We start from the raw sequence: 25450 nt of genomic DNA, 5'->3' as shown, positions 1-25450 counted from the left end.
ATTCTATCGTGGTGATGGGTCAAGCAGGCTAGGTTTGGGAACAGCAGAGACTGGCTGATAGGGCAGGTGGCGTAGCCTGTTGTCCGTGGTAGGATTTTGCGCTTTCAGGTACTGGTGAGGAATGTTGGTACCGCTTCACCTCAGCAAGGAACGTGCTATGAGCAATCCCAGCGTTTGCCCCACACCCACAGGCTCAGCAGTGACCAGCAATCCCGCCGGTCAGCCCTACCTTGACGAACTCACCCCCATCGCCGAATACATGGCCAGAGAGATCAGCACTAACTTGCGTTCTCCTGACGTGCGGGCAATGAAACACCTGAACCATTCCGCTGACTACTTTCTCAATCATGCCCGTGAAATGAAAAACTGGGGTTTAGGGGAGTTACTGGACCGGGGTAAAGACAAGGCCAAAGGGCTGACGGCCCGAGAGGCCGCCATGATGATCTGGACCATGAAGGTGGCTCAGGATAGTAGCTGGGATCATAAGCCGGTGATTAGTCGGTGCTTTCATCCGCGTGATCCGCAGTCACAGCAGTATCATGCATGGCATAACCGCCGCTACTACTACGATATCTGGTCTAACATTCACTATGGCTTTATCGGTACGGCATCCGGTTTTACCAAATCCCAGTTGTTGGATGGAGCAGGCCTGGAGCAGATTGGAAGTGACTTATTTAGGCTGAACATGCCAGGTCGGAAAGGCCCTGATACAGGGAGGTTAAGAGACTTCGATGATCCCAGAGACCGCACCTCAATTCAGTTAGGTATCGATCTTTATCGAAAGAGCCCGGGCGGCCCATCGGCTGCTACGATAGTCACCAGCCTCATCAATAGCTCAGTGAAGTACCGGACATGAAACATTGGTTAGGCGTGCTAGCTACTCTGCTGATCGCACTCTGGTGGTACTACTTGCCATCAGGGCCAGTATGCTTTGTAGAGATCGAGTTTATTGCTCCAGATGGAACAGCACCGTTGTCCACGGCAGAAATTCTGTCAGGGGTTGATAAAGTAACACTTGCGAATATTCAGCCTGGAGAAAGCCAAACCGCTCGTATCTATCCTGGAGATGCTTCAGAAAACGAGATTGTGCTGTTTGTGAATCGCTATCCTACTTCCACTGAAAATAATAACTGGAGTGGCCAACGCTACTACCCTCCAGGCACTGCTTTCCGTACCCATATCCAGATTGATCAGGAGGGTAAGGTGATTTCTGAGAAGTCCTGTCAGTTACCGTGCTCCTTTGACTGATTCTGCTGGTTTGTGTTTGTCTTAGATGAGTAAGGCCCCACTGGGGCCTTACTGCATTAGGGTGAAGTTAAACGGGCAGGTTGGTTTAGTCTGTCAGTGTATCCGTGCTCCACACGTGTTGCAGATCCTGTATGTGCTCGTAGCCATCGGCGACTAGCCGTTGCTGCAGACGATCTGCATCTACTCCCTGGATCTCATCGGGAGAGAAGCGAACCACGACCCAACCGGGTTTATCCGGGTTGAGATGAGTGGCTAGTTTCTGCAATGCATCCAGGATAGATGCCTTTGCAGTGCCCGCTGGATCCGTGCCTTCGCCATAGGCAGGATGAGGGTCATAGAAGATGTCTCCCATGTTCTGTACTGCCTGGGTAGCCAGTTGCTCAATCAATTGGCTCAGAGAGTTCTCTGCGTCAGTGTTCATGAGTGCATGTCCTTATGCTGCGACAGGTGTTGGCTTGGTAGTGACGGTATAGGTTGCCCGTGGACTTTCAATCAGAGAAAGCTGGGTCAGAGGTGCGATACGGTCTGTATAGCGTACTGCTTCCGTTTCCGTACTGACCTCATCGGCTGCATTGACCTCACCGACTGGCGATGTGGCTGGTTCAGTGATGACGTGACCCACCTTCTGATCCTGATCTGCCCCGTCTTGTAGCAGTTTCCGCATGGCCTCTGCCTGAGTTCTACGCCGTAGTTTGGCGCTCCAATCGCCGAGGTAGTGGGCGAGGGTGTACATACGCCGACTGAATGCCATCGACAACGTGTTGCCGATGATAACCTCTGCTGGAATATGCAGGAGGGTCAGCTGGATGTAGCACATCCATGCAGCAATCGGGTCAATGTCGATTCCCTGTGCCCACATCTGTTGCTGGGGTGCATGCCCTCCGTTCCGCAGTTCTTCTGCGACAGCGATGATCATGCCCCCTGCACCGCAGGCAGGATCACTGACAGTGACAAAGCCATACAGATTATTGGCGAACGCATCATTATTACCGATGTTAAGCCGGGCAAGCATTCTCGACATCGAAAACGGGGTGAAAAACTGTCCCAGGTGACCTGATGAGATGTCCAGGCTCATGTAGAGTTCTCCCAGCACGTCACGGGGATGGCTCTCCAGTTCCATGGTGAGTACAGCGAACAGTTGGGTGAAGCGCATCACATCGTCTTTCTCATACTGCTTTACGATGTCGAGGTATTGCTGCTCCAGCGCCTGATCAAACGCCGCAGCGTTGTGTAGTGCGATACCTGACACCGTTACGAAGTCAGAAAACACTTTATAGCGGTGATGGTAGCGCGCAGTCTGGTTGAAGAGGGAGATGAACTCACGGGTACTCGCCGACTGGACTGTCGCCGTCACTTTTTCGGATGGGGTCATGATTGAGTCTCTGTGGTGAGGAAAAAGAAAAAGGCCCCGAAGGGCCTGAGTGAGAAGAGGATTCCAGTGAAGTTGAGAGAGGTCAGTCGATGGCTCTTAGAATGCTGCTTGCTTCGGCATGCGCACAGGCAAAGTCTCTGAGTCTGTAGAAACTCTCACCAACGTCGTCGTTATTTGTTTTCCATGCCAACATGTTGAGCGTAAACAGCGAGGCGACGATGCCGGCGGCATCAAAGCTCATGCTTCCAGTAAAGTGATTACTAGGGACTTCAAGCGTCAGTTGACCCTCTCCTATCGGGGCCATGTAGACCCCTCGATTCGACAGCGCGAAGAACTGCCATTGTCCACCGTGGTAGGCGTCGGCGTAGCTATCAAGCTGACGAAAGGTGTTCATCTCAAAGAGGATGGCATGGGCAGGCTTGCCTCCCAGATACTGAGAGAGCGTACTGCCAACATCGTCTGGCTGAATAAGGGTGCGGGTGATGCGGTTTTCTGAGGTCAGTGTCGACATGGTGATCTCCATAAAATAAGCACGGAGATACCGCCCGCTGGGGAGGTATCCCCATGCGGGCTGGTTGAGAAGCGTGCCTGGTGTCAGGCTATAAGCGTGAGTTAAACGCCGGGCTCAGTACGAGCTGGGCGTGAGTGTGACAGGTGTATATGTTTCACCGAGCCGAAGACCTGATGCCAGGGCGTGCGGTGTTCGATATACATATCCTGGTGAGTGTCATAGCTACCCGCCCGAAAGGCGTTGATAGTCTCATGCACTTCATCCCGAGTAGGACCTCCTTCCCATCGCACAATGATCTCGGTGAAACCATTCATCCGAACAGAGAACGTATGGCCAGGAAAACGGTGTTTCAGTGAAGCACGGATATTCCGTGACGCGAGCTTGGTGCTGTAGACATCGCCTGCGCCTGTTCGTTGCAGGTGCCGGTATTCAGCCGCCTGGCTGAGCCGTTTAACTTCGTCACTGAACCGCTTGTTAGCGGCCAGGATGTCCGTTGCGTTCATGGTTGATCTCCGAAAAGGGTTGCACGGAGACACCACCCACCGGGGACAGTATCCCCGAGTGGGTGAGGTGAAGTGGCCTGATAGTTCAGGCGGGCTATACGTCGAGCATCGATGACTGACTCTCAGGCCACGTTAATCATGACACCGGGTTGAGCCAGGGTGATGCAGGTTGAGTACATGATGGGGCTCCAAGAGCGGGAGACACATCGCCCCAGCGGAAGTGTGTCCCGCATGGGTAGAAGAGTGAATGGGCGATCTGTAGCGAGCGCTACTGTCACCGAAATGAAGAACAGCAAGGCCTCCTGATATGAGATGTCATCATCGTCAGACAGGTGACCACCCAGCGGGGCTAGCCGCTTTGGGGTGAGAAACTATGGCATCAGCATGTAGCGCATTGCGGTCAGAACGATGCCTATCCCTACAACCATCAGGCCGCCAAGGCGAACTGTTAGCTGCAGGCCCAATTTGTCGATCTTGTGTTCCAGTTTTTGCTCAATGCTGTCAACACGGTGGTTGAGGCGTTGCTCTAGTAACTGGAGATCGCTTTTGGTAGCCAAGCTATCGGACATCGCATTCTCCAAGGCATCAACAACAGCCTGAGCTTTATCTTCAGGAATGTTGGCAGATACCAGCGCTGCATACAGAGCGATATTTAATTGTAAGTGCATAAAAGGTCTCCAGTTGAAAACGGGAGACCACCCGTGGGGATGTCTCCCGCAGGGGTGTGAAAAATATAGTGAAGTCGGTGCCAGTCTCAGTAACTGAGTGCGTGTCTTCGCCAGGAGCTGAGGCACATCGCGCATGGTTTGCCGAGCTGATCAGCGATCAGTGCCACCTGATCGGCAGTGGCTGGGGTTCAGTCAACAGACTGATACACAGGAGTAATGATCAGGGAGGGGAGGGATGGGCGTCAAGCCTTACGAATATCAGTTACTTTGAAGTACCGTATTGTGTGAGTCATCAAAATTGAAGTGATCTACCTGATCACTCAAAGCGCATTACTGAACCGCCCCGGCTTTCGCGGAGGCTCCAACTTTTGAGAAGATGGAGCCATGAAAAAGAACAGCAAGTTTTCCCCTGAAGTCCGTGAGCGTGCGGTACGGATGATGTTTGAGCAGCGCGGTGAGCATGAGTCTCAGTGGGCTGCGATCGTATCGATCGCCAGCAAGATAGGCTGTAACCCACAGACGTTGTGTAACTGGGTGCGCCAGTATGAGCGTGATACGGGTCAGCGTGATTGACCACTCGCGAGCAGGAGCGGATCAGGTCGTTGGAGCGCGAGGTGCGGGAGCTGCGCAAAACCAACGAGATCCTGCGTCTGGCCAGCGCGTTTTTTGCCCAGGCGGAGCTCGACCGCCGCTTCAAGTCATAAGATCGTTCATCGACCAACAGCGGGCGCGGTTCGGGGTCGAGCCGCTCTGCAAGGTTCTGCAGATTGCCCCGTCCGCTTACCGGCGCCATGTTGCACGACAACGTCAGCCGGACCTGCGCAGCCGCCGAGACAAGCGCGATGAGGCGCTCAGCCACGACATTCGGCGGGTCTGGGAAGAGAACCTGCAGGTCTACGGTGCTGACAAGGTGTGGCGTGCGCTCAAGCGCCAGGGCGTTGCCGTGGCCCGCTGTACGGTGGAGCGATTGATGAAGCGTTTAGGACTGCATGGCGTACGCCGGGGCAAGGCGGTGCGAACCCCCCATGGAGATGAAAGCAGGCCCTGCCCGCTGGATCGGGTTAATCGGCAGTTCGTAGCCCAGCGCCCCAACCAGCTATGGGTCTCGGATTTCACCTATGTTTCGACCTGGCAAGGGTTCGTGTATGTGGCCTTCGTGGTGGATGTATTCTCGCGTTTCATTGTCGGCTGGCGCGTGAGCCGCAGCATGAGCACCGACTTCGTGCTGGATGCGCTGGAGCAGGCGCTATACGCCCGACGGCCAGAGCGGAACGCGCTGATCCACCACAGCGACCGGGGCTCGCAGTATGTGTCGCTGCGTTACAGCGAGCGGCTGGCTGAGATGGGGGTCGCGCCATCGGTGGGCAGCAAGGGCGACAGCTACGACAACGCGCTGGCAGAGACGATCAACGGTCTGTACAAGGCCGAAGTGATCCACCGGCGCCGCTGGCGCAGCCTGGAAGAGGTGGAACTGGCGACCCTCAATTGGGTGTCGTGGTTCAATCACCAGCGGCTGCTTGAGCCACTTGGCTATATTCCACCGGCAGAAGCTGAGGCAAACTACTACCGCAACCTCGGGAGTCAGGCCATTGCGGCTTGACTCAAACCAACCAGCCTCCGCAAAACTCGGGGTGGTTCACATTGAGTCCTAAATCGATTGGAATGGGATGTCCTTACTATCTATGTAACTCAGTAACGCTCATGGTAAACACCAAATCAGAGTCAGCTTGATTCGAATAGGAGTGAGGAACATCCGTTTTAGCTATAGCAGATTGACCTTCAAGCAGTTCTACTGTTTGACCATCAATATTCAAAGTGAGTATTCCAGACTCAACATGGAATAGTTCAAATGTACCGGGTGGATGACCGGGGGATTCAAAATGTTCGGATGGTTTCATTACCCAACGCCAAAGTTCTATCATGTTGGGGCCAGTCGTTCCTACCAATAACTTAGCACTACCACCATGTTCTCCATCCCACAGAGTTGGAATATCTTCTTTAGAAATGACATTGATGGTTGGGTTACTAGCCACATTGACAATATCGGCTACTGAAATACCAAGCGCAGCGGATAATTTACACAGAATAGCAATACTTGGATTAGCAGAGCCTTTTTCGATTTCAACTAGCATCCCTTTACTGATCCCTGCTTTTTTCGCCAATACATCGAGTGAAAGCTTGAGATGTTTGCGGTGCTCTTTGATTCTGGCAGCAACGGCTTGGTTGACAGTCTGGGCATTAGAACCACTATCGGTCATTATATTGACTTTTTCGGTCATAAATGTATCTTGTAGCAAATGAGTCATGAGAGGAATTATCTAATGGTTACACTACTACCGTCAATTGACAGTCGCATTTCTAATATTGCGCCTGAATTTAAAGCATTAAGTATCACAGTTAAAGGAACTGAAGTTCAAGACGTTACGTATGCAAAGGACGTTTTAAAGGAAGCTTGTGCATCTATCTTGGAAAGCGATTTTTGTTGGGCTGAGTCTCACATCAATGCGTGGGGAGACGTTTTTCGTCAATTTGGTTCGAAACCTAATCGAACGCCTTGCTCTGCCGCAGCGCTTAGAAAACGAGTATTAAAAGATGGAACAATGTCAAGTATTGACCCTATTGTAGACATTTATAATGCCATCAGTATTCGATACGCCATACCTGTTGGTGGTGAAGACATGGATAGCTATCAAGGAACACCAACACTCACTATTGCAGATGGTACTGAATCTTTTGACACCATTAAAAATGGTGAGGCTTCAATTGAAAACCCTGACGTTGGGGAAGTTATTTGGCGCGATGATATCGGCGTAACTTGTCGTCGTTGGAACTGGAGACAAGGTGTTAGAACTCGAATTGAACCCGACACACGTAACATGTGGTTTATTCTAGAAAGCTTGCCAGAAATGCCACTAGAAAGCTTGCGAGAAGCAGGGGACGAAATGATCAAACACTTGCAAGTGATCATGCCTGAGTCAGTGATAGAGCAATCGTTGGTGTTTGCTTCAAAATCCATTGAGGTTTGATGTGATAAATACTTTGTTAACGGGTGCCGTTGTTTCTGGAAGTTTGATTGTCGCAATCGGTAGCCAAAATGCGTTTCTATTAAAGTGCGGATTAAAAAAGCAATACGCACTGTCCGTTGCCACTGTCTGTTTTCTTGGTGACATTCTTCTCATCAGTACTGGTGTACTTGGTATAGGGACACTTCTCTATAAAGCACCATTATGGAAAGACCTTTTGACTCTTGGCGGCGTAGTATTTCTTTTCTGGTATGGCTACCAATCTGCAAAATCAGCGTGGAAAGGTTCAAGTCACCTAGAGTTGGAGAATTCGGACATTGCCCAGAGTTGGTTAAAAGTCGTTTTGATGGCGATGGCTATCACTTTTTTAAATCCACATGTCTATCTGGATACGGTGGTGATCCTTGGTGGTGTGACTGCTCAAATGGAACCTGATGAAAAACTATTGTTTGTTATCGGGGCGCTGGTTGCATCAGGGATATGGTTCTATGGCTTGGTGTATTTGGCTAACAAGTTGATCCCACTCTTTAGTAAGCCAAGAACATGGCGAATGTTAGATTCTGCGATTTCATGCATCATGTTTGGTATTGCATTAAAGCTGGTAACACCTCTGCTAAGCCAATACATATAGAACGTCGTTATAACGCCATTTTTTCAATAAGTTAATTCTATTTTAGAAGGTGAATTTCATGTTTGTTGGGCTATCTGCATTTCCCTTAACACCAATGTACGATGATTCTGTTGATGAAAAAGCTTTTATAGGTCTTATTCAGCGCTTGGTTAATGCTGAGGTGGATTCTATTGGGGTATTGGGGTCGACTGGTAACTATGCGTACCTCACAAGAGAAGAACGAAAAAGAGTCGCGCAGATTGCGGTTCAACACGCAGAAAACATACCTGTCATGGTTGGTATTAGTGCTTTAAACCTAAGAGATGTACTCCTAAATGCCGAAGACGCTCAAGCGGCAGGAGCAAGTGCAGTGTTATTAGCGCCAATGTCATACCAGCAGTTGAAAGAAAATGAAGTGTATAAGTTGTATGAAGTTGTCACTTCTAATCTATCCGTTCCTCTGTGCGTCTATGATAATCCTGGCACTACACATTTTAATTTCAGTGATGAACTGCACGGGCGTATCGCTCAGTTACCCAATGTCAGGTCAATAAAAATCCCAGGTGTGCCGATGGAACCTCAAGCCGCTTTAGATCGAGTAAACCGCCTCCGTGCTTTAATTCCCGATCATGTATCCATAGGTATTAGTGGTGATGCTTGTGCTGCTACCGGATTGAACGCAGGATGTGACGTTTGGTATTCAGTCATTGGTGGCTTATACCCTGAAGTAGCTCAATCGTTTACAACAGCAGCACAGAAAGGAGATACTCAAGAAACGTTGCGCCTGTCAAACCGCTTAGCTCCGATGTGGGAACTATTCCATCGTAATGGAGGAAGTCTTCGTGTTGTAGCTGCTGCGGCTGAGATTCAAAACTTAGTTAAGCCTCCCTGTTTGCCGTTGCCACTTAGGGCATTAGAAGGAAAGGAAAGGAAAGAATTAGCACTATTGCTTAATAGTTTAGAATTATCATGATGTTAGGGTGGTTTTTTTTGGTTTGTAACTCACAAAGATACAGTTAAGGATGATTGCAATGGATGCTATTAATTACCCTCTAATCTTAGTGGCAGCATTAGCTGCGATAGCGAGTCCTGGGCCTGCGACATTAGCTATTGCTAGTGCATCAATGAGTCATGGTCGAATTTACGGCTTAGGTCTAGCTTGTGGCGTGCTCACTGGTTCGCTGTTTTGGTCTTGTAGTGCAGCGTTTGGTTTGGCGGCACTGCTCAGTTCAAATGTTTGGATATTTGAAGTCATACGGTATTGTGGCGCTGCTTATTTGATTTATTTGTCGTTGAAATCTTTACGTTCTGCCGTCGGAAAATCTACATTGACATTAGTTCAAAGTCATTCAACAACGCTGACCAATATTTATTTCAAAGGTTTACTTATTCACCTGACTAATCCCAAAGCCATATTGTATTTCGCCTCTCTGTACTCCATCGGTGTTCCTGCAACTGCGCAGGTTTCTGATTTGGTGACAGTGATATTGTCTGTTGGAATGTTGAGTTCCAGTGTCTTTCTTGGTTACGCTGTTCTTTTCTCTAACCATAGAGCGAGAAATATCTATCTAAAATCGAAAGTCATGTTTGAATGTACGTTTGCTGCTTTTTTTGGTTTTGCTGGAATGAAAATTTTGACGGGTGATATTGTTAGGTAGTTCTTAACATACCTGTATTGGAAGACGACTTCCCCCGTTTTGGGAGTGATCTGCTGGGACGACCTAGCCCTGTTATTACTTGGAGGGGCTATGCCTTGGTTCTATCTTCTCATTGCTGGATTACTTGAAATTGTCTGGGCTTACACAATGAAGCAATCTTACGGTTTCACTCGACTTATTCCATCGCTCATAACTATTTTTGCAATGATGGCAAGTTTTTGGTTACTAGCGATTGCTATGCGCTCTATACCTCTTGGAACGGCGTATACAATTTGGACAGGGATTGGTTCTGTCGGTGCATTCCTTGTTGGAGTTTTGTGGCTAGCTGAACCTGTTAACGTTTTGAGAGTTATCGCAGCCGTACTGATTATTATGGGGCTTATTTTAATGAAACTATCAAGTCTCTAGGTACCATCAATTCATGCAGCAAAATCGACCTTTGTAATCAACATCGGGTTCTGGGTTAACTGACTTTTCCATACTATAAGTTATTCATGACTTACTAATTTAGCAAAATCACTGAAACAGATATGTCCCAGAAACAAGTTACAGCTTCACCATAATCGGTTTGATGTATGTGAAAACGCGGGCCGGTACACCATCACCGGGCTTTGTTGCATAAATAGATGTCAGCATATAAGACCCCTTACCCCAGATGATCTTATGGTATGCGCACCGTCATCGGTGTCCCGAGCCGCGTAAAGCGATTCAATATTGCCGCCCGCACCTGAAGCTCGGCGACCTGCCGGTCAAAATCCCTTGCCATCACGCGTTCACCCAGCCGCTTGAAACAGTGCATTTTGGTTTCCACCAGACTACGCCGATGATAACCGCTCCACTTCTTCCAGAGCGTCCGGCCCAGCCGGCGGGTGGCCCGCAGAATCTCATTCCTGGCAGAGGCCCCCGGGCGATTTTCCTTCCACGGCTTCGCATTCTGGCGGGTGGGTATCACCGCCTCTGCCTCTCGCCGGGCTATCGCCTCATGACAGCCTCGCGTGTCGTAGGCACCATCTCCACTGACAGACGCTATCTTCTCCTCCACCGGTATCTGACTCAGCAACCCGGGCAGCATCGGTGCGTCCCCCACCGCATTGTCGGTCACCTCAATAGCCCGGATTTCCAGCGTGTGCGCATCGATGCCCAGATGCACCTTGCGCCATTGGCGGCGGTAGTCCGCACCGTGCTTTTTGGTTTTCCATTCCCCTTCGCCCAGCATCTTGATACCGGTGCTGTCGATCAACAGATGCAGTCCGGTCGTGGCTGGGCAGCAAGGAATCACGACCTGCAGCGACTTCTGGCGCCGACAGACGGTGCTGTAGTCGGGGGTTGGCCAATCCAGCCCTGCCAGTTTAAGCAGGCTTTGTACCATGCCCACCGCCTGGCGCAGGGCCAGGTTGTAGAGGCATTTAATGGTCAGGCAGAACTGAATGGCTGCATCGCTGAAGGTGGGCGTACGTCCTCGCTTCCCGCACGCAGAACCGTACCAGTTCATGTCACGGTCGAGCCAGATCATCAGCGATCCACGCGCTTTGAGCGCGGCGTTGTAGGACTTCCAATTGATGGTCTTGTACTGAGGTGAGGCCGGTTTATTCATGCCGTCATTCTACAGCATGGGACTCAACATGATTTGTGCAACAAAGCCCCATCACCGGCCCGTGTGCTTTCTAACTACTTGCGTCGGCCAAACGGCCAATACCTCATTTTGTCGATTCGCTCGACCGATCTCGTCATGTCCTTATAAGCACGCCCGGCCAGCTTGTTTTGGAATACCTCCATTTTGTCGGCAATGGCTTTCATCTTCGGGCCGTGCCCGGTTTTGTGCAGCCACTGGCCCAAAAAATAGGAGGCCACTATCACAATGAACATCACTGCGAAGAAACCAAATACCTCTGCAAGGTTTTGAGGTGGAAAGTTAAACTCCATAATCAGTAATCCTTACTTAGTTAGGCCATGCGACCTTTTTTAACAAAACTGGCAACCTCTTCGTTGCGCTCCTGCTGGCGTTCTTGGGCATACGAAACGTAGTCCTCAACGTCGAAGGTGTGATTTTCCGGGTCGCGCTCTTGCCATTCTGCGTGTGCTTGACGGGCTTCTTCCTGGTCCTCAATGGATAGACCATCAAAGCCGCCGGTTTGATTCATCCAGCCAGTGCCGCCACCGCCTAAGCTATCGTTGTCAAATGCAGGGGAAGCCTCGTCAAGGCTTTGTTGCACAAATCATGTTGAGTCCCATGCTGTAGAATGACGGCATGAATAAACCGGCCTCACCTCAGTACAAGACCATCAATTGGAAGTCCTACAACGCCGCGCTCAAAGCGCGTGGATCGCTGATGATCTGGCTCGACCGTGACATGAACTGGTACGGTTCTGCGTGCGGGAAGCGAGGACGTACGCCCACCTTCAGCGATGCCGCCATTCAGTTCTGCCTGACCATTAAATGCCTCTACACCTGGCCCTGCGCCAGGCGGTGGGCATGGTACAAAGCCTGCTTAAACTGGCAGGGCTGGATTGGCCAACCCCCGACTACAGCACCGTTTGTCGGCGCCAGAAGTCGCTGCAGGTCGTGATTCCTTGCCACCCAGCCACGACCGGACTGCATCTGTTGATCGACAGCACCGGTATCAAGATGCTGGGCGAAGGGGAATGGAAAACCAAAAAGCACGGTGCGGACTACCGCCGCCAATGGCGCAAGGTGCATCTGGGCATCGATGCGCACACGCTGGAAATCCGGGCTATTGAAGTGACCGACAATGCGGTGGGGGACGCGCCGATGCTGCCCGGGTTGCTGAGTCAGATACCAGTGGAGGAGAAGATAGCGTCTGTCAGCGGAGATGGTGCCTACGACACGCGAGGCTGTCATGAGGCGATAGCCCGGCGAGAGGCAGAGGCGGTGATACCCACCCGCCAGAATGCGAAGCCGTGGAAGGAAAATCGCCCGGGGGCTTCTGCCAGGAATGAGATTCTGCGGGGTACCCGCCGGCTGGGCCGGACGCTCTGGAAGAAGTGGAGCGGTTATCATCGGCGTAGTCTGGTGGAAACCAAAATGCACTGTTTCAAGCGACTGGGTGAACGCGTGATGGCAAGGGACTTTGACCGGCAGGTCGCCGAGCTTCAGGTGCGGGCGGCAATATTGAATCGCTTTACGCGGCTCGGGACACCGATGACGGTGCGCATACCATAAGATCATCTGGGGTAAGGGGTCTTATATGCTGACATCTATTTATGCAACAAAGCCCTGCTGATGAAAGAAACCTTTATCATGGTTGTCGATTTCGAGCTATCCAATTAGAAGGCATATCGTCTCTTTCGAGGCTATTCATGGTTAGGCGTGAGCTTTCACTTTCTTGAGCATGTCATTTCATTTTTCTTCGGCACCGTTTGGTGAGAGCGCTCTCCAATATCAGAATCAGAATTTATAGCTCGATGTAATACAGCTCTAGCTCGCGAGCAAGATAAGTGTATAAAAAGGATCGTTTTCGGACCCCTCTCAAACACCCTGTCCTAAAATTAGCCTTTCCCTATTTTGTACACGCCGTATGATACGAACACTGATTTCGTACATGTAGGTGCACGTATGTCCCGCATTTTCGTCTATGCCCGTGTCAGCACTGCTGACCAACATACTGATAACCAGATACAAGAAGTTGTTGCGGCGGGCTTTGCTGTAAATCAACGGCGGATCGTAACAGAGCACATCAGCGGCAGTGTAGCAGCGCTTGAGCGTCCGCAGTTTGCCAGACTGCTGGATCGCCTGGAGCCCGGAGATATATTGATCGTGACCAAGCTGGATAGGCTGGGTCGCAATGCCATGGATGTTCGGGCCACCATAGAACTTCTGGCAGAAGATGGTATCCATGTTCATTGCCTGGCATTGGGAGGTGCGGATCTGACCAGCCCTGCAGGCCGGATGACGATGATGGTGATGAATGCGGTCGCGGAGTTTGAGCGAGATTTGCTGATAGAGCGCACTCAGGCAGGTCTGGCAAGAGCGCGTGCCGAAGGGAAGAGGCTAGGGCGCCCACCGGCATTGAGTGACGAAGATCAGGTCAAAGTCATTGACCGCTTAGCGGCAGGAGTGTCTGTCGCTCAGGTGGCACGAAATTTTGGGACTACCCGGCAGTCGATCATGCGGATCAGGGCAAAGCAGTTGGAGTATCACAACATGGGGCAAGATCTATCAGGTGGAGCTTGAGAGCGCTTGAACGACATAGGGTGTACTACCCATAAATGAAAAAAGGTGGAGCTATAAGCTCCAAGTACTACGACAACATCAAATGTTGAAGGGCTAGCCGCTGCCTAACCTTCCCACTACTTGCCCTTTACAGGCTGACCATGGGGGGTGCTACGCGGGCCTCATCTGGATTTAAAGAGCGGGGAGGCTCAAACACACTCTGTAGCCTAATAATGAAAAAAGCCCACAATTATGTGGGCTTTTTTCAAAACTTGGAAGGTATGACATTTCCGCTCTAATTGCGTGGTGTGAGTGACCTTCACACAAACAATATATCGTTGTTTTGTTTTGTGGTCAAATTTGGTCAAAGCACTCAAAGATAAAGCTGCCCTGTGTGCCTATGGTTGGCTCTTCCAAATCAGAAGACCTTCTGCTTCCCATTTCTGGACTGGATCAGGACCCTCTTTGCCATACATTGACGTGACTAAGTTGTAATACTGATTACGACCAACCTGCTGGTTTTGCCTGATAGGGATGATGACAGGAGCGCCGCTTTTTATCTCAAAAGTCACAACGACAACGCTATCGATCAATGTCTGCTTGGCAGGTTTGAATAGGGCCATTGGAGCGTTTTGTATAATGGTTGGAAGCTGCTGGATCATACGTGTGGGGATACCATGATCAAAGCATATCTTGCTTATAATGCTGCTTTTGACTGCCACAGGTAAGGCAGGAAAACCTGCATGAGTGAGCAGGTATTCAGGAGTATCACATACAAGCAGTAACTTCTCATGCTGCGGAGCTTCATGCATCTCTGACGTGATCAGAGCATCAACTAATGTTGCAAAGTTGTTCAATACAGCCCCCGAAAACCCAAGAAAGGAATCAGCAAAGGCCGAAACTTTACATCCCGTACATTTTGTATTCAACTTACCCCCACCACAGGCGTACAAGGAGAGTCCCATGCCCGCCCACACCTCAGCCACCAAGGCCGGCTTTCTGCAACGTCTAAAAGATCGGCGTTTCCAGATACTGCTGGCCAAACAATTGATGCTACTGATCTATAGGGTGTTTGCGATTACTGTGGGGGTACTCACGGCGGGGTTTGTTCAATTTATGGCCGTGGGCACCAGTAGTGAGGAAAGCGATGATAGCCTGCACAGAACAGGCTATCGTCATGGTCCAGAGGGTGATGGGTACTACAGTGGTAGCCAGAAAATCGACTAGAACCACGCAGAATGGCACTGCCAAGTAGTACCATCCTGATAGTAGTTCGTAGTTCGTAGTTCGTAGTTCGTAGTTCGTAGTTCGTAACTGCTTATGCCTGCCCCTTGTCTCCCTTCGATTTTCCTTTTCCAGTTATCTGCTGGAAGAACTGAGCAGCCCCTTTTCCCGCATCCCCTGCCGACTTAGTTCCTGATCCCATACCATCAGAAATCAATGCCATCTTATATCCAGCCCAACCCATCGCAGCCAGGAAGAACGCTGGCCATACCAGAAACATGGTGACCGTCACAAAGTCACTGACCCAGTTGTCAAAGTCATCAGCCAGGTAACCCAACAGGGAACCGTCACTGGGGCTGCTGTAGAGGATCTCCACCAGTTTGTTGTCCACGAACCGGGCCAGCTCCCACCAGAAGGTCATAAAGACCAGCGCGCAGTAGGCGAGGGTGATCGACATCAGCGTGGCAAAGCTATAGCTACCCATGACCATGACGATGGGCATCGAGATGATCAGGGCCATCATCAGCATGCTCTGTACCATGGGCAATGACGTTTGCACCAGATACATAGCAGGCATGACGGTGGCAGTCGCAACACCCATACCCACCGCTGCCGTGGCGGTTTTCAGGGCTGCGACGGGCGCCCCTACAACGCTTCCCCCTTCCGACTCAGAATAGCCATAGCTTCTGAAGGCACGCCCTGGCCGCTCCATCGTGGTGGAGGACATCAGGGTACGCAGCAAGTCTTCATCGGAGACACCGATCGCGAAGAGCTGTTCCAGCAGATCGTCTGTCAGCTCCGCTTTCGCGCGCGCGGCCAGACCGACTTTGCTATCACTCCACCACTGTTTACAGGTGGGATAGCCACCGGCCCCGGTATTGGGCAGGGCCACGTCCCTTGCCGCATCATACGGAAAGTTGGGGTTAGGCAGACTGGCATGATGGGTGTCGTAGTAGCCCGGCGTAGTCAGAAAGTAGTTCGAGCCAACCCAGTCCACGTCACGCAGCTGCTCTTCGTTGAACTTGTAATAGTCCGCACGCTTCAGGTTTGTCAGGCGTGACTTGGATACGGCAAAGCAGTCCCGCGCAAAGTCACCCAGTTCTGCAGCCAGGCCTCCAGAGATATATTCCTGATTCAGTTCGTACTTCACTTGCCGGAGGTTGATCTCACAGGGGATCGAGGCAATCGCGGGGTAGGTGATCATCTTGGCCACGACATGCCAGCTCCACCACCAGAAAGGCACTTGAGGCGTCATACCGTTGACGCTGGCAAAGCCTGTCGTCCAGGCATTTTCACCGCCTGCAGGTTTGCCCTGATCACTCATGGAGCATTGTGCCGAATGCAGGTTGTCTGCGTTAGGGGGATAGACGACCTTGAGATTAACGTTAATGAAGGGCTGCAGTGCAATCAGGATCACGATGAGCGCCTGATACAGATCGATCTCAAGGTTGTTCAGCCCCAGTGCGCCCTTGTTACCCTCATCGGCACCCTGACGACGCATTTCTGCAAAGTTGCTGTAGACCATAAACATCAACGGGATCGCAAACACCCCGGAGTCAGAGAGCACGGCCCATATTTTTTCGCTGATATACCAGCCCAGCAGCACCATGGAGTATTCCAGGTGCGAGTCCACGGCCATGATCATGCCGCACCTCCTACGATCTGAATCAGGCGGATCACTTCAACGGCGGCGATTATGCTGACGGCACGCCAGCCAAAACGGCGCACCTTGGCCGCGCCATGACGCTCTGCCATGTAGTGATGGCTGGTACGCCACATCCAGTAGAAGCCCCCATACAGCGGTATACGCCACAGATACAGCCAGGGGCTGAGCCGGCTCCACCACTGACTAAAGTGCTCCAGTTGTTCGGTGTGGTTCATGCTAAAGCGAGCCAGTACCAGCAGGGTGGCAATGCACGCTACCAGGATGGCCACTGCGATCAGCAGCTTCCTGGTCAATGTCAGTCCACGCTGAGCCAGCTGCAACATCTGAGGGTTATGCCAGAGTTTCATATCCATCATTCCTCATCCTTCGGGTACAGACCGGGTGCGGTATTAGGTAAGGGACGTGCATTGGTACCTTCATTGCTGGTACGACGGTCAGCAGTACGGGTCAGTGAGGTGAGTGCGGTGTTCTCGGCCAGCATTTTGCGGATCTCCATTTCCTGTTTGAGGGAGCCGATTTCCCGGTCCAGCTGATCCAGGCTGCTATCTACAGCGGTTTGTAGCTCATCGGAGTTCTGCACTTCAGGAATACTGGCACCGGCGACGAGGGCACGGCGCATCAGGATGGCTTTGTCCAGTACCCGCGACAGTGCCAACTCACCGGACAACCGCTGTACCAGCAGGGAGCGTTCAGGGTCATCCCGTAAGCTGTCGATGATGGAGCGTGAGACCTGCAACAGTTCGCCCCCGGACACTTTGGCCAGGTTGTCATTGGTCACCTTGAGCGAGCCACTGGCGAGGCCTGCCAGGGTGGTGGCAATGGAGTCCTGGGCCTCGGCGACCATCGGAATCAGCCCCGTACCGGCTTTACCCGCCACTTGTTCGCAGGTGGTGCAGGTGGTCAGGGTTTTCTCACCCAGCACCTTCACCATGTCGTCAGCCAGTTCGGCAGGAGAGCTCCAGACCTGACACATCGAGCCACCGGCACAGGATTCACTCCCTGTCGCATGGGAGAAGGTGCCCGTGTCGGTGACGGTACGGTTGGTCAATACGTTGGCACCGGCCACTGCCGTATCACGGATGACTTTAATGGGATCCTGGCCCTTACCACCTTTACGGGCACCGCCTACCCACTGAATGCCCTCATCGCCGCCTTTACTCTCGGCCTGCTCCTTGGCCTGTACGGCATCGGTTGTGGAGGCTGCTGCCCGCTGGTAGGCATCGGCCTTGGCTTGCTGGGCCAATCGAGACCCCATGACCACATCGGTCATATCGGAGGCCATGCTCTCGCAGGTGAGCTTGGCAGAGTCGAAGGACAGTTTGCCTTGCAGTACGCCATTCTGCAGCAGGTCATAGAGCTGTGGATTGCTGCGCTGAATGATCATGGCCGGCAGTGAAGCCACGGCGCCAGTCGCGGCATTAATCACGTTACTCATCAACGACTTGAAGCCGTTAGTAACGCCGTTCAATTGGTTCTGTACCGTTGCTCCGAGATCAAAATTGCCGCACATGAGGTTGGCATTCCAGCCGACCCCCAAGCCAATGGAGTTGGGCGTCTTCCGGCTTGCTGGGCCTGCAATCACATTGCCGCCGCCAATGGCGTAATACACCGAGTCATTGAGCACTTTGTCATGCACATCAAACCCGTAGTCGGTGTCTGCACCAGCCAAACCACTGCCCATCACTGCACCCGTCAGGCCGACGGCCAGGGTCACGGTTTTTACTGCCTTCACTGCACCAGCCCTCTTTATCCTTACGTTCATTGCTGCTCCCTCACATGAAATCCGTGTAACCCAGGAAGGTTTGCCCTCGCCGCTGACAGCAGCTATAGGGGCGCCACAGCGACCAGACATAGCCGCCGTTCTCACTCAGTCGGTCGGAGTAGGTGTCAGATGGGAAAATCGCGCAGGTGTACTCCAGCTTAGGAGACAGCTGCTGCCACTTGTGGGTTTTCTTATCCCCTTCGGTGATCGGGCCGGGTGGCCAGTAGCCATCGCGACTGGAGGCCGTCAGCGGGGTATAGACGTGCATCTGCCCGGAGCGGGTGACCAGATCGCCTACGCGCTGGGCCACGACAGCCCCTGCTTTGTAATCGTGGGTCTGGATCAATGCGCCGGCACGCGGATAGACGCTGCCCCACATATCGCCCGTCTGGCCGACTTCACGCTGTCCGGGGATCAGCGCTTCAGGGTAAACAGACTCAGGCACACCCCAACGCCAGGCCAGGGTATCCAGGGTGGAGACGAAGTAGGGGTAAACAGGAGTGGCACTGGTTGAACAGGCATAGCCTGACTGAGAGGCCAGATTAGAGGCGATATAGCCGCCCGGATGACCGATGGCATCTGCACTCTTGAAGCGCACCTTGCTGTGTTCATTGGCATGCCGGCCATGGGTATCCCCACCACCTTCCGCTCCTGGGAGCGGGACACCAACAAACGACATCTCAGACCAGGGGTTATCCCCTGGGTTGTTGTACGCCGAGACCACCAGATCCGGCACGTAGTGCCTAACCTTAACTGAGGTCCGCACTGTGCAGCCCCACCAGGTGCAGAACAGCCAGTAACAGACACCGACTACCCGGTACTCCACACAATCCGGCGCCATGGCTGACTGGGTGATGGTGGCAGTGGTAATGGCAAAAGTCGGTGTGGTCACTAGGCAGAACGACATCGCCATGCTGCGCAGCCGCTTTTTCCATGACAGCGGTACCGGGATGGCGCGGGGGGAAGAGGCCACCACGGGCAAGGTATCGGGCACCGTCATTGGCCACCCCCGGTGCGCTGCTGGATCTGAGCTACTGCGGCAGCCACATCGGTCTGGCCATAGACGACATAACGCCCACCCACCACCACGGCAGGCACTTTCAGCACCTTCAGTTCATGGGCGCGCACGACACCGGCATACGCTGCCTGCAGCTGCTGCTGGAATTGCTGGCCGGCAGGGCCTGCTAATCGCTGCTGCACCACTGCAGCGGCCTGTTCAGGGGGCTGCGGCAGGTTCGCGGAAAACGACTGTTCCAGCCGCGCGGGTTCGTCCAGATAAGCCACGCGAGTCTGTGCCATGAGTGTCGGCGGCACCGTGACGGGCTGTGCATGGACGGTGAAAACCTCAATGGAGGGGGGAGCAGATGGTGAGGGCGCAGCGGCCCAAACCGCTGCACTGACGATGGCCAGCACACCACCGGCCCATGCTGCTGTTTTGCGAAGATGGATGGGAAACATACCTGACCCCTTGAAGACTGAAACTCAGCCGACAGCTTCGAGAAGAAAAGGTAAAAAATCCGCAGTTAACTCTTGCTGGGTGTCAGAGGGTTAGCTCAGGCTGCGCCAGGTGGTGGACAGTCCCCGTACACCCACCTATTGTAAGTATATTTCTTACAGGAGGCGGCGTGATGTCTCGCACTATTACTTTCCAACCCAGCCCGGAGCTCGGCGAGTTTATTGACTCGCTGATCCAGACAGGCAGCTATAACACCCAGAGCGAAGTGGTCAGAGCAGGATTACGACTACTGCAGGAGCAAACGGCAGCCTCTAACCTGGAACAATTGCGGCGCCTTATTGATGAAGGTGAAGCCAGTGGGAGTCCGATGCCATGGGACGTTGACACTTTTCTGCAGAAGATGAGAAAGCCATCGCCATGACGGATAAGACATTCAAGGTATATCCCAAGGCCGAAGAGGATCTGACTCGCATCTATCAGTACACCCAGCAGGAATGGGGGGCACAACAGGCCGAAGCGTATATCAGAACACTCCATCAGGGATTGATGGTCATTGCCAGTAACCCTGCCTTGGGACGCAACCGTGATTACATTCGTCCGGGGCTCAAGGCTTACCATACGGGATCGCATATCGTTTTCTATAAATCGACCCCATACGGTGTTGCTATTGTGCGTGTTCTGCACCAGGCCATGGACTATGATCGGCATTTCAACTGACAGGGTGGAACCTTGCGCATCGCCTCACTATAGTGGAGCTCTGCTTATCAGGAGAGCAGCGCAAAGCCGGGATCATCGTCAGATGTCCCGGCTTTGTGTTTTTAAGGAGGGGAGGAGCAAGAAGGTATTATTTAAGTCGCTGAGTGGTATGACCCAGTTGCTTCAGCAGATTGACTGCTTTCTTGTCAAAGGAAACAAAAGTATTACCACCTTGAAGCCGCCCATCATAAGCAATGATGCCATCGGCAAAATCTCCCCCTGCGTCAAAAAGCTGAAGACCTGCTTCGACAGCTGATTTATTGACCACGACGTTTGCGGTATTCATCAATTGACGGATGACTGACGCAATATCGGTGCGCGCAACCTGATAGCCTCTGCCCAGAACCCAAACGAGCTCACACAATGAGTGCAGGCTAATCACCACAGAACTGGCCTGGTTAAGTGTCTGTATGGCCACCCTTGACTGATGTAGATCATCCTCTGTCAAAAGACGCACCAGAACATTGGTGTCAGCGGTAATGTTCATGCAGGCGTGGCCCCTGCTTCGGCAGAAGCCTCTCTGATGACGTCATTCATTTCTTCTACAGAGAGAACGCGTCCATTGGTTTTGCCTTTGAGAAAGCCTTGTAGAGATTCAAACGTATTTTTGGGGGGAAGGGCTTTGATATTGGCCCGCCCTTCAGAGAGCAGCTCCAGCTCAACTTTGTCACCGGGCTTGAGCCCTAAATGGCGGAGCACTTCTTTATTAAAAGTGACCTGGCCTTTGGCGGTAATTGTCAGCGTAGCCATGGGATGACCCTCCAAGTGGTATAGATACATGGTAAGGCATATCTGCCTTACCATCTACTATGACCAATACGGGCTATCGTTCAACTCAGCTCACCACACGAAACTGCTGCCGGCGCTGACTGGCCGTATTCTGCAGTTCAATACAGTGGTCCACCATGCGCCCCTCACTGTCCGTCAGCAGGCATCCGGCATCACGTAAGATATTCAGGTGAGGCTTCATCAGCGGTACAGAAGGGTAGACCTGCCATACACGCAGACCATCACTGCTGGCCATATTGATATGGAGTTGCTGAGGATGCCCATAGCCGGCATCAGAGGAGGGATACACCGAACGGGGAGCATGGCGCGCTGCCTGATAGTCCTGCCAGCGGTCTTTCAGCACGATGCCTGCAAGGATCGCTACCAGGTTAAGCAGGCCAAACAGCAGCAGATAACCACCGACCTGTACATTGAGCCCCAAGGTGGCGGCCAGCACGATCCCCAGCCCCATCCAACCAATACCGCGCAGACCTGCCCAGTAGGCCTGCCTGATCATGCGTCCTGCTTTCATTCTGATCATCCGTATCATGGTGTGCACACTCCGCCGCCGATAACGGCTATTAAGTGTGCTAAAGCGTTATTCGGTTTCCGTGACAGCAACAGGTGCCGTGGCCTGATCACCCTCGTCCGGCTCCCCGTTGTCCTCACCGCCTTTGATGTGCTTCAGTGTGGCTTCCGCTGTGGCTACGCGCCCGGGCAGCTGGTCAGGCGCAATGGCGCGTCGCGTGGTGACATCGTAGCCGAAATGGATCACCAGCCTGGCTGCAGCCAGTTGCCGCGCTTCCTCGGAGATGTCGCCAGCAGCTCCCTCCAGCGGCTGACCGTCCAGCCCGATACGACGTGCTCCTTTCCAGACCGCGATCAGATAGTGCCGGCGGCTGGTGTAGGCCTTGAGCGCAGCCCGCACCCGTTTCAGTGACACCCCCATCGCCTCAGTCACCACGATGGTCCGGATCTGCTCACCCACACCGATCCCCAAGGGTTGAGCTGGCTCCGGCAGGCAGTCGGGGAAGTGTGTACGCACGATCTCCAGGCTGGCCTGAGCATAGGTTTTCGGTTTTTTGGGCTGACTGGCAGGAGGAGGTGTCACCGGCGCCGCTGCGGGTGGACTGGCTAAAGGCGTACTGACAGGGGGCTGTTCATTTGTACTCGGTATGGCCACAGCGGGTGTGGAGGGAGCCTCCACCGTGTCTGCAGCCACTTTACGCTTCAGACTCAACTTCGGGCGGGAAGGCGGGGTAGTCATCATGAGGTCCATCGGTTTCGTGTCAGGGTTCGTCCAGGGCACAGCTTACCGTAAAAGGCCGTCCCCTCTACAGACCATGCAGGATCAACTCCTTCGGCACATATCCCAGCTGCAGCTGGTGTGAGTGTGGCCACTGTCCACAGAGCACGGTCACTGAATCCCCTTCCTGCTTGAAGGGGATCATATCCACCGGAGGATGGGGCTCACAGCGCCCCTCCAGATCCGGGACGACCTTCACCCCCATCATATTGCCTACCGGAATCGGTGCTATCAGCAGGCTGTAGTGGCCTTCGCCGTAGAACTCGGCCACCTCCTGACCCCGACGGTAATCGACATAACTGTCTGCACTGATCCATGCCAGTAACATCATCGGTACCATGACGAACAGACTGGCGCGCTTCATATCGTGCTGCATAACGGGGGACGTCCTTGTAACGGGTGATCCAGGATCACGGTTGGGAATCGATCAGTACCGGCTCGGCCCAGTACAGAATCTCTTTCATCTGTTTTTGTACCTCGGTGGTCAGCTGGTTGGCCTCCTTCAGCACCGCCATCTGGTATGCCATCCAGCGCTTATCATCTTCACAGGCCCCCTCCCGCACCTGACCGGCGATGGCCACCGCCTTGCGTCGGGCCTTGGCCTCCATCTGTCGAATGACCATGCAGGCCTCCCGCGCGCTCTGCATCACCTCATCACTCAGTAGCATTTCACCGTCATAGATACGCTGGAGCGTCAGTGCACGGTCTCTCAGCACCGACAGTGCTCCCTCACACTCACGGTACAGGTCCATGACGACATCGGTGGGGTTGGGTTCAGCGGCATCAGTCGTCAGGTCATCCATATCGAGGGACACGGATAGTGGTTGAGCAATAGCCGATGGCATAGCGAACTCCTTCTCGATTGTTTTTTGTTATGGCCAGAAAGTGATCATTGAACACAATGCGCCTGAATCGATATAGATACCACCCCAGTGGCGTCATTGAACTGGCACAAGGGACAGCCGCCTTACCGTTTGCGTGCCCAAAACAACACTGCCAGGATCAACCTGGCAGTGAGATCAGATAGGCCGATCAGGGATCCAGGCCTTTACACTTAGCCCAGCGCCTTTTTGACACGGGCTTTCAGTGCCGACTCCAGCTGACTGACATTGGCACCGGCAGGATTACGATACGTCATGGTCAGGGCCGCTTTGCCTGAGCCCAGCTTGTCGATCACCATATCCAGCACAATATCCTGACCGCTCACGGTCGCATCACTGCGCATGTGATAGGTCACACCCGGTGTGGCCTCATAACGCCATCCAGCGTCCTGCATTCTCATGCGGGAAGCCAGGTCGCCACGGGCAGCTCTCAGCTCTTCCGGGGACTGAAAACCAAACTCCCGTTTCATCCGAATAAACACCAGATCCACATCCTGATTCACGGCCATACTCACGACATGGCGCCCTTCGGAATAGGGAGCGTTGTTCGGGGCGCCCAGGCCGATGCTGCGCGGACCACTGTTATCCGTGGTGGTCCCTGAGCTGACGGACACAATCCCAAACGGATCCTTGATTGAACAAGTAACGCAGCTGCCGTCCTTGGTATACAGATCGCAGCCGGCTAACAACCCCACCGATGCCAATACCATCACACCCACACCTGCCTTTACCCTGGCGGTTATCCCCACGCTGCCACTCCTTATTGATTGTCATTGAATACACCAGTTGACCTGCCACAGCCGACTGTCGCTGTCAGTGCTTGCCACTGACATCCCCTGTACCTTACTACTGACGCTGTACTGAGACCGAGTTACTGAGGCCGGTTGGCCATTTCCTGCTCGGTCATGTGCCCTATGGCCATATCGATAATGTTGCGGCAGCCACGTCGCTTGGCCGCCTGATAGGCCTCCTCAAGCGCCACTGTTTCCGACGTGGCCAGCACGGTGACATGCACCACACCCGCTGCCACATCAAGTACCGAACAAGGATACTCATGCGATAATCCGGCACTGGCCTGTTGATGGAATTGACCGCCACCAGCAGCAGGTGGCGACGTGCGCTCACCAAACAACGGCACCACCACACCGGTCACCGGGGCGCTTGTTCACAGTTCTCTCCTTATTCGGTTCATGGCCCGGATTCATTCCAGACCGTTTCAACATGCCCTCCACCGCATTGACAGGGCAGGGCAACCTTTCAACAATACCCAAGCAGCCTGCCACTACTGGAAACAGGCGAAACAGCAGGTGGCAGGCTGGCAATCTACTGACTCCAGGATGGAACCGATGTCCCACGCTTTTCATGCCCCTACTGCCGGATGGCCTTCGGCCTTATCCGCTACCTGATCGCCATCAAGCAGCGCCCGTACTTTCAGCAGACCCTGCTCAAAGCCCAATGGCATGGCCACCTGATCCTTAACCGGAATCGCGGTGAGCGCATCGTCCTCACCAAACCCGATGGCCACCAGATCATCCTGCTTGTCTACGATGTCAAAGACACCGAGTCGCAGCAGCAGGTATGGATCGGCATAGAGGCACCGCGCCATATCGCCATCCGGCGCCCGAGTGCTACGCCCACCGCAACAGGCAATACCTGAGTCGCCTGGCCCGCACCTTCTGCCTCGACTCAACCATCGACTGACTGCTTCAGCCTCTCAGAACCGCTTCCAGTCATTTCCACACACAAAAACTGCCTCAGCCCTTCTACTATCACGAACTGCACAGCCAGGCTGGCCTGCCACTGATTCAGCCAGCCTTGTACAGCGGATCAGCACCAAACACTTCTTCGGGCGCCTATGGCCACTCGGC

At 53.1% G+C, this 25450-nt stretch carries 35 protein-coding genes, 2 pseudogenes and 1 other annotated feature; of the genes and pseudogenes, 13 read left to right on the top strand and 24 right to left on the bottom strand.

What is annotated here, in order from left to right:
- Window positions 1-157 precede the first annotated feature (157 nt).
- Complete coding sequence (locus QCD60_RS00185; protein WP_279781207.1) at window positions 158-856, top strand: polymorphic toxin type 44 domain-containing protein; 699 nt, start codon at window positions 158-160, stop codon at window positions 854-856.
- Window positions 853-1248 (top strand): hypothetical protein, encoded by a 396-nt coding sequence (locus tag QCD60_RS00180; RefSeq protein WP_279781206.1) that lies wholly within the window; start codon window positions 853-855, stop codon window positions 1246-1248. Before QCD60_RS00185 ends, QCD60_RS00180 begins: the two co-directional genes overlap by 4 nt.
- Before the next feature lie 85 nt (window positions 1249-1333).
- On the opposite strand, the gene QCD60_RS00175 is transcribed toward QCD60_RS00180, so the two are convergent.
- From QCD60_RS00175 to QCD60_RS00155, 5 genes are all read right to left on the bottom strand, one after another.
- Window positions 1334-1669: a hypothetical protein gene (locus QCD60_RS00175; protein ID WP_279781203.1), complete on the bottom strand. Its 336-nt coding sequence runs from the start codon at window positions 1667-1669 to the stop codon at window positions 1334-1336.
- A 12-nt stretch (window positions 1670-1681) separates the two neighbouring features.
- Window positions 1682-2620: an N-6 DNA methylase gene (locus QCD60_RS00170; RefSeq protein WP_279781201.1), complete on the bottom strand. Its 939-nt coding sequence runs from the start codon at window positions 2618-2620 to the stop codon at window positions 1682-1684.
- Between the two features lie 82 nt (window positions 2621-2702).
- The gene (locus QCD60_RS00165) at window positions 2703-3131 is read right to left on the bottom strand and encodes an antirestriction protein (RefSeq protein WP_279781199.1); all 429 of its coding nucleotides are present in this window, start codon (window positions 3129-3131) and stop codon (window positions 2703-2705) included.
- Window positions 3132-3232: 101 nt separating this feature from the next.
- Window positions 3233-3634, bottom strand: coding sequence for an LPD29 domain-containing protein (locus tag QCD60_RS00160; RefSeq protein WP_279781197.1), 402 nt, complete (start codon window positions 3632-3634; stop codon window positions 3233-3235).
- Between the two features lie 371 nt (window positions 3635-4005).
- On the bottom strand, window positions 4006-4302 hold the full coding sequence (locus QCD60_RS00155; RefSeq protein ID WP_279781195.1) for a hypothetical protein: 297 nt from the start codon (window positions 4300-4302) through the stop codon (window positions 4006-4008).
- 384 nt (window positions 4303-4686) lie between these two features.
- Here QCD60_RS00155 and QCD60_RS00150 point away from each other — a divergent pair.
- Window positions 4687-5902, top strand: a pseudogene (locus QCD60_RS00150) (IS3 family transposase).
- Window positions 4961-5077: a sequence feature (AL1L pseudoknot), on the top strand. Its footprint overlaps the pseudogene before it by 117 nt.
- A gap of 76 nt (window positions 5903-5978) precedes the next feature.
- Here the strand turns inward: QCD60_RS00150 and QCD60_RS00145 are convergent.
- The gene (locus QCD60_RS00145; RefSeq protein ID WP_279781193.1) at window positions 5979-6581 is read right to left on the bottom strand and encodes a helix-turn-helix transcriptional regulator; all 603 of its coding nucleotides are present in this window, start codon (window positions 6579-6581) and stop codon (window positions 5979-5981) included.
- A 42-nt stretch (window positions 6582-6623) separates the two neighbouring features.
- Between QCD60_RS00145 and QCD60_RS00140 the strand changes: the two genes are divergently transcribed.
- The 5 genes from QCD60_RS00140 to QCD60_RS00120 all read left to right on the top strand — a co-directional run bounded on the left by QCD60_RS00140 (window position 6624) and on the right by QCD60_RS00120 (window position 10001).
- The gene (locus QCD60_RS00140) at window positions 6624-7328 is read left to right on the top strand and encodes a B3/4 domain-containing protein (protein ID WP_279781191.1); all 705 of its coding nucleotides are present in this window, start codon (window positions 6624-6626) and stop codon (window positions 7326-7328) included.
- Window position 7329: 1 nt separating this feature from the next.
- The gene (locus QCD60_RS00135; protein ID WP_279781189.1) at window positions 7330-7956 is read left to right on the top strand and encodes a LysE/ArgO family amino acid transporter; all 627 of its coding nucleotides are present in this window, start codon (window positions 7330-7332) and stop codon (window positions 7954-7956) included.
- A 58-nt stretch (window positions 7957-8014) separates the two neighbouring features.
- Window positions 8015-8908, top strand: coding sequence for a dihydrodipicolinate synthase family protein (locus QCD60_RS00130; RefSeq protein WP_279781187.1), 894 nt, complete (start codon window positions 8015-8017; stop codon window positions 8906-8908).
- Window positions 8909-8966: 58 nt separating this feature from the next.
- A complete protein-coding gene (locus QCD60_RS00125; protein WP_279781185.1) occupies window positions 8967-9593 on the top strand; it encodes a LysE family translocator in 627 nt (208 codons plus the stop codon).
- A gap of 90 nt (window positions 9594-9683) precedes the next feature.
- Window positions 9684-10001: a multidrug efflux SMR transporter gene (locus QCD60_RS00120; protein ID WP_279781183.1), complete on the top strand. Its 318-nt coding sequence runs from the start codon at window positions 9684-9686 to the stop codon at window positions 9999-10001.
- A gap of 253 nt (window positions 10002-10254) precedes the next feature.
- On the opposite strand, the gene QCD60_RS00115 is transcribed toward QCD60_RS00120, so the two are convergent.
- The 3 genes from QCD60_RS00115 to QCD60_RS00105 form a co-directional block, all read right to left on the bottom strand.
- A complete protein-coding gene (locus QCD60_RS00115) occupies window positions 10255-11187 on the bottom strand; it encodes an IS5 family transposase (protein ID WP_279781181.1) in 933 nt (310 codons plus the stop codon).
- 74 nt (window positions 11188-11261) lie between these two features.
- Window positions 11262-11516, bottom strand: a complete 255-nt coding sequence (locus QCD60_RS00110) for a hypothetical protein (protein WP_279781179.1) — start codon at window positions 11514-11516, stop codon at window positions 11262-11264.
- A gap of 20 nt (window positions 11517-11536) precedes the next feature.
- The gene (locus QCD60_RS00105; RefSeq protein ID WP_279787856.1) at window positions 11537-11734 is read right to left on the bottom strand and encodes a conjugal transfer protein TrbL; all 198 of its coding nucleotides are present in this window, start codon (window positions 11732-11734) and stop codon (window positions 11537-11539) included.
- A gap of 107 nt (window positions 11735-11841) precedes the next feature.
- On the opposite strand from QCD60_RS00105, the pseudogene QCD60_RS00100 reads away from it, so the two are divergent.
- Both QCD60_RS00100 and QCD60_RS00095 read left to right on the top strand, forming a co-directional pair.
- Window positions 11842-12773, top strand: a pseudogene (locus QCD60_RS00100) (IS5 family transposase).
- Window positions 12774-13166: 393 nt separating this feature from the next.
- Window positions 13167-13784, top strand: a complete 618-nt coding sequence (locus tag QCD60_RS00095; protein ID WP_279781177.1) for a recombinase family protein — start codon at window positions 13167-13169, stop codon at window positions 13782-13784.
- A gap of 377 nt (window positions 13785-14161) precedes the next feature.
- On the opposite strand, the gene QCD60_RS00090 is transcribed toward QCD60_RS00095, so the two are convergent.
- Entirely contained in the window at window positions 14162-14728 is a 567-nt protein-coding gene (locus QCD60_RS00090) for a hypothetical protein (RefSeq protein ID WP_279781174.1), read from the bottom strand.
- Here QCD60_RS00090 and QCD60_RS00085 point away from each other — a divergent pair.
- Window positions 14727-14990 carry a hypothetical protein gene (locus QCD60_RS00085; protein WP_279781172.1) on the top strand — a complete coding sequence of 88 codons (264 nt, stop codon included), beginning with the start codon at window positions 14727-14729 and terminating at the stop codon, window positions 14988-14990. The genes QCD60_RS00090 and QCD60_RS00085 overlap by 2 nt on opposite strands.
- A gap of 91 nt (window positions 14991-15081) precedes the next feature.
- On the opposite strand, the gene QCD60_RS00080 is transcribed toward QCD60_RS00085, so the two are convergent.
- From QCD60_RS00080 to QCD60_RS00060, 5 genes are all read right to left on the bottom strand, one after another.
- Complete coding sequence (locus QCD60_RS00080; protein WP_279781170.1) at window positions 15082-16632, bottom strand: conjugal transfer protein TraG N-terminal domain-containing protein; 1551 nt, start codon at window positions 16630-16632, stop codon at window positions 15082-15084.
- Window positions 16629-17000: a hypothetical protein gene (locus QCD60_RS00075; RefSeq protein ID WP_279781168.1), complete on the bottom strand. Its 372-nt coding sequence runs from the start codon at window positions 16998-17000 to the stop codon at window positions 16629-16631. Before QCD60_RS00075 ends, QCD60_RS00080 begins: the two co-directional genes overlap by 4 nt.
- Window positions 17001-17005: 5 nt before the next feature.
- Entirely contained in the window at window positions 17006-18385 is a 1380-nt protein-coding gene (locus tag QCD60_RS00070) for an integrating conjugative element protein (protein WP_279781166.1), read from the bottom strand.
- A 40-nt stretch (window positions 18386-18425) separates the two neighbouring features.
- Entirely contained in the window at window positions 18426-19328 is a 903-nt protein-coding gene (locus tag QCD60_RS00065) for a TIGR03756 family integrating conjugative element protein (protein WP_279787855.1), read from the bottom strand.
- 83 nt (window positions 19329-19411) lie between these two features.
- Window positions 19412-19873, bottom strand: coding sequence for a TIGR03757 family integrating conjugative element protein (locus tag QCD60_RS00060; protein WP_279781164.1), 462 nt, complete (start codon window positions 19871-19873; stop codon window positions 19412-19414).
- Window positions 19874-20043: 170 nt separating this feature from the next.
- On the opposite strand from QCD60_RS00060, the gene QCD60_RS00055 reads away from it, so the two are divergent.
- Both QCD60_RS00055 and QCD60_RS00050 read left to right on the top strand, forming a co-directional pair.
- Window positions 20044-20292 carry a type II toxin-antitoxin system ParD family antitoxin gene (locus QCD60_RS00055; RefSeq protein ID WP_279781162.1) on the top strand — a complete coding sequence of 83 codons (249 nt, stop codon included), beginning with the start codon at window positions 20044-20046 and terminating at the stop codon, window positions 20290-20292.
- Window positions 20289-20588 carry a type II toxin-antitoxin system RelE/ParE family toxin gene (locus QCD60_RS00050; RefSeq protein ID WP_279781160.1) on the top strand — a complete coding sequence of 100 codons (300 nt, stop codon included), beginning with the start codon at window positions 20289-20291 and terminating at the stop codon, window positions 20586-20588. The genes QCD60_RS00055 and QCD60_RS00050 overlap by 4 nt, the downstream gene beginning before the upstream one ends.
- Window positions 20589-20715: 127 nt before the next feature.
- Here QCD60_RS00050 and QCD60_RS00045 read toward each other — a convergent pair whose 3' ends face one another.
- The 9 genes from QCD60_RS00045 to QCD60_RS00005 form a co-directional block, all read right to left on the bottom strand.
- Window positions 20716-21114, bottom strand: a complete 399-nt coding sequence (locus QCD60_RS00045) for a type II toxin-antitoxin system VapC family toxin (protein ID WP_279781158.1) — start codon at window positions 21112-21114, stop codon at window positions 20716-20718.
- Entirely contained in the window at window positions 21111-21377 is a 267-nt protein-coding gene (locus QCD60_RS00040) for a transcriptional regulator (protein WP_279781157.1), read from the bottom strand. Before QCD60_RS00040 ends, QCD60_RS00045 begins: the two co-directional genes overlap by 4 nt.
- Before the next feature lie 85 nt (window positions 21378-21462).
- Window positions 21463-21927 (bottom strand): hypothetical protein, encoded by a 465-nt coding sequence (locus QCD60_RS00035; RefSeq protein WP_279781154.1) that lies wholly within the window; start codon window positions 21925-21927, stop codon window positions 21463-21465.
- Window positions 21928-21993: 66 nt separating this feature from the next.
- A complete protein-coding gene (locus tag QCD60_RS00030) occupies window positions 21994-22665 on the bottom strand; it encodes a ProQ/FINO family protein (RefSeq protein ID WP_279781152.1) in 672 nt (223 codons plus the stop codon).
- A gap of 64 nt (window positions 22666-22729) precedes the next feature.
- A complete protein-coding gene (locus QCD60_RS00025) occupies window positions 22730-23077 on the bottom strand; it encodes a hypothetical protein (protein WP_279781150.1) in 348 nt (115 codons plus the stop codon).
- A gap of 34 nt (window positions 23078-23111) precedes the next feature.
- Complete coding sequence (locus QCD60_RS00020; RefSeq protein ID WP_279781148.1) at window positions 23112-23546, bottom strand: hypothetical protein; 435 nt, start codon at window positions 23544-23546, stop codon at window positions 23112-23114.
- Window positions 23547-23755: 209 nt separating this feature from the next.
- The gene (locus tag QCD60_RS00015; RefSeq protein WP_279781146.1) at window positions 23756-24331 is read right to left on the bottom strand and encodes a hypothetical protein; all 576 of its coding nucleotides are present in this window, start codon (window positions 24329-24331) and stop codon (window positions 23756-23758) included.
- A gap of 122 nt (window positions 24332-24453) precedes the next feature.
- Window positions 24454-24726, bottom strand: a complete 273-nt coding sequence (locus QCD60_RS00010) for a hypothetical protein (protein WP_279781144.1) — start codon at window positions 24724-24726, stop codon at window positions 24454-24456.
- Window positions 24727-24942: 216 nt separating this feature from the next.
- A complete protein-coding gene (locus tag QCD60_RS00005) occupies window positions 24943-25188 on the bottom strand; it encodes a hypothetical protein (RefSeq protein ID WP_279781142.1) in 246 nt (81 codons plus the stop codon).
- Window positions 25189-25450 lie beyond the last annotated feature (262 nt).

This window comes from Pokkaliibacter sp. MBI-7 (genome assembly GCF_029846635.1).
Classification (GTDB): Bacteria; Pseudomonadota; Gammaproteobacteria; order Pseudomonadales; family Balneatricaceae; genus Pokkaliibacter.
Note: the sequence above shows the minus strand (reverse complement) of the source record. Positions and strands in the feature narration are given on the sequence as shown.

What these genes read in the sequence shown, in the direction of transcription:
- QCD60_RS00005 (WP_279781142.1), bottom strand. Translation starts at nt 25,188, where the DNA reads ATGGCGCGGTGCCTCTATGCCGATCCATACCTGCTGCTGCGACTCGGT.
- QCD60_RS00185 (WP_279781207.1), top strand. Translation starts at nt 158, where the DNA reads ATGAGCAATCCCAGCGTTTGCCCCACACCCACAGGCTCAGCAGTGACC.
- QCD60_RS00110 (WP_279781179.1), bottom strand. Translation starts at nt 11,516, where the DNA reads ATGGAGTTTAACTTTCCACCTCAAAACCTTGCAGAGGTATTTGGTTTC.
- QCD60_RS00060 (WP_279781164.1), bottom strand. Translation starts at nt 19,873, where the DNA reads ATGTTTCCCATCCATCTTCGCAAAACAGCAGCATGGGCCGGTGGTGTG.
- QCD60_RS00155 (WP_279781195.1), bottom strand. Translation starts at nt 4,302, where the DNA reads ATGCACTTACAATTAAATATCGCTCTGTATGCAGCGCTGGTATCTGCC.
- QCD60_RS00045 (WP_279781158.1), bottom strand. Translation starts at nt 21,114, where the DNA reads ATGAACATTACCGCTGACACCAATGTTCTGGTGCGTCTTTTGACAGAG.
- QCD60_RS00080 (WP_279781170.1), bottom strand. Translation starts at nt 16,632, where the DNA reads ATGATCATGGCCGTGGACTCGCACCTGGAATACTCCATGGTGCTGCTG.
- QCD60_RS00120 (WP_279781183.1), top strand. Translation starts at nt 9,684, where the DNA reads ATGCCTTGGTTCTATCTTCTCATTGCTGGATTACTTGAAATTGTCTGG.
- QCD60_RS00105 (WP_279787856.1), bottom strand. Translation starts at nt 11,734, where the DNA reads ATGAATCAAACCGGCGGCTTTGATGGTCTATCCATTGAGGACCAGGAA.
- QCD60_RS00115 (WP_279781181.1), bottom strand. Translation starts at nt 11,187, where the DNA reads ATGAATAAACCGGCCTCACCTCAGTACAAGACCATCAATTGGAAGTCC.
- QCD60_RS00090 (WP_279781174.1), bottom strand. Translation starts at nt 14,728, where the DNA reads ATGGGACTCTCCTTGTACGCCTGTGGTGGGGGTAAGTTGAATACAAAA.
- QCD60_RS00040 (WP_279781157.1), bottom strand. Translation starts at nt 21,377, where the DNA reads ATGGCTACGCTGACAATTACCGCCAAAGGCCAGGTCACTTTTAATAAA.
- QCD60_RS00050 (WP_279781160.1), top strand. Translation starts at nt 20,289, where the DNA reads ATGACGGATAAGACATTCAAGGTATATCCCAAGGCCGAAGAGGATCTG.
- QCD60_RS00025 (WP_279781150.1), bottom strand. Translation starts at nt 23,077, where the DNA reads ATGCAGCACGATATGAAGCGCGCCAGTCTGTTCGTCATGGTACCGATG.
- QCD60_RS00165 (WP_279781199.1), bottom strand. Translation starts at nt 3,131, where the DNA reads ATGTCGACACTGACCTCAGAAAACCGCATCACCCGCACCCTTATTCAG.
- QCD60_RS00095 (WP_279781177.1), top strand. Translation starts at nt 13,167, where the DNA reads ATGTCCCGCATTTTCGTCTATGCCCGTGTCAGCACTGCTGACCAACAT.
- QCD60_RS00125 (WP_279781185.1), top strand. Translation starts at nt 8,967, where the DNA reads ATGGATGCTATTAATTACCCTCTAATCTTAGTGGCAGCATTAGCTGCG.
- QCD60_RS00065 (WP_279787855.1), bottom strand. Translation starts at nt 19,328, where the DNA reads ATGGCGATGTCGTTCTGCCTAGTGACCACACCGACTTTTGCCATTACC.
- QCD60_RS00030 (WP_279781152.1), bottom strand. Translation starts at nt 22,665, where the DNA reads ATGATGACTACCCCGCCTTCCCGCCCGAAGTTGAGTCTGAAGCGTAAA.
- QCD60_RS00175 (WP_279781203.1), bottom strand. Translation starts at nt 1,669, where the DNA reads ATGAACACTGACGCAGAGAACTCTCTGAGCCAATTGATTGAGCAACTG.
- QCD60_RS00160 (WP_279781197.1), bottom strand. Translation starts at nt 3,634, where the DNA reads ATGAACGCAACGGACATCCTGGCCGCTAACAAGCGGTTCAGTGACGAA.
- QCD60_RS00085 (WP_279781172.1), top strand. Translation starts at nt 14,727, where the DNA reads ATGCCCGCCCACACCTCAGCCACCAAGGCCGGCTTTCTGCAACGTCTA.
- QCD60_RS00075 (WP_279781168.1), bottom strand. Translation starts at nt 17,000, where the DNA reads ATGAAACTCTGGCATAACCCTCAGATGTTGCAGCTGGCTCAGCGTGGA.
- QCD60_RS00145 (WP_279781193.1), bottom strand. Translation starts at nt 6,581, where the DNA reads ATGACCGAAAAAGTCAATATAATGACCGATAGTGGTTCTAATGCCCAG.
- QCD60_RS00035 (WP_279781154.1), bottom strand. Translation starts at nt 21,927, where the DNA reads ATGAAAGCAGGACGCATGATCAGGCAGGCCTACTGGGCAGGTCTGCGC.
- QCD60_RS00130 (WP_279781187.1), top strand. Translation starts at nt 8,015, where the DNA reads ATGTTTGTTGGGCTATCTGCATTTCCCTTAACACCAATGTACGATGAT.
- QCD60_RS00170 (WP_279781201.1), bottom strand. Translation starts at nt 2,620, where the DNA reads ATGACCCCATCCGAAAAAGTGACGGCGACAGTCCAGTCGGCGAGTACC.
- QCD60_RS00055 (WP_279781162.1), top strand. Translation starts at nt 20,044, where the DNA reads ATGTCTCGCACTATTACTTTCCAACCCAGCCCGGAGCTCGGCGAGTTT.
- QCD60_RS00020 (WP_279781148.1), bottom strand. Translation starts at nt 23,546, where the DNA reads ATGCCATCGGCTATTGCTCAACCACTATCCGTGTCCCTCGATATGGAT.
- QCD60_RS00180 (WP_279781206.1), top strand. Translation starts at nt 853, where the DNA reads ATGAAACATTGGTTAGGCGTGCTAGCTACTCTGCTGATCGCACTCTGG.
- QCD60_RS00140 (WP_279781191.1), top strand. Translation starts at nt 6,624, where the DNA reads ATGGTTACACTACTACCGTCAATTGACAGTCGCATTTCTAATATTGCG.